This is a genomic window from Streptococcus oralis (assembly GCF_001578945.1).
Classification (GTDB): Bacteria; Bacillota; Bacilli; order Lactobacillales; family Streptococcaceae; genus Streptococcus; species Streptococcus oralis_Q.
The window spans coordinates 1-873 of sequence record NZ_KQ969580.1 but is presented as its reverse complement, the minus strand read 5'-3'; the positions used below and the strand labels follow the sequence as shown (position 1 = coordinate 873).

The 873-nt window shown below is 40.1% G+C and carries 1 pseudogene; it reads right to left on the bottom strand.

Going from position 1 to position 873, the window contains the following annotated elements:
- Positions 1-873, bottom strand: a pseudogene (locus SORDD16_RS10870) (IS3 family transposase); the annotation flags it as partial.

The window sequence follows — 873 nt, the reverse complement described above, 5'->3', positions numbered from 1 at the left end:
CAAAGGATTTAGTCCTGTATTGCACAGGACTAAGTCCTTTTAGTTTGATCTTAATCCGTTTGTTGTTGTAGTAATCAATGTAGTCCACAATAGCTTGTTCCAATTGATTAAGTGATTTAAATGTCTTCTCATATCCATAAAACATCTCCGATTTCAAAATGCCAAAGAAGGACTCCATCATGCCGTTGTCTGAGCTGTTGCCCTTGCGGGACATAGATGCTTGAATTCCCTTACTCTCTAGGAACCGATGATAAGAATCGTGTTGGTATTGCCAGCCTTGGTCACTATGGAGAATCGTATTCTCATAGTGTTTCTATGTGAATGCCTGTTCTAACATCGTTTGTACTTGTTCTAAATTAGGCGAACAAGAAAGATTAAAAGCAATAATTTCGCTGTTAAAGCCATCTAAAACTGGTGACAAATAAAGCTTCTGTGTGCTAGCTGGAATTGCAAACTCTGTCACGTCCGTATAGCACTTTTCCATCGGTTTGGATGCTTCAAACTGGCGTTGAATGAGATTCTCTGCTTTCTTGCCAATCTCTCCTTGGTAGGAAGAATACTTCCGTTTCCGACGAATTCGAGCCGTTAAACCAAGAACTTTCATCAGACGTTGGACCCTCTTATGATTCACCATATAACCACGATTTCTTAGCTCTAAGTGAATCCGACGATAGCCATAATTTCCCTTGTGTTCGGTAAAAATGACCTGAATTTCGGTTTTTAGTTCTTGATTCTTATCAACCCTATCCAGTTGCTTCAACTGATAATAGTAAGTTGAGCGAGGTAAACGAGCCGCTTCAAGAAGTAAATCTAGTCGAAATCCTCCTGAAGCCATTTCTCTAACTGTCTCTGCCTTTCTCGCTGTATGACTTC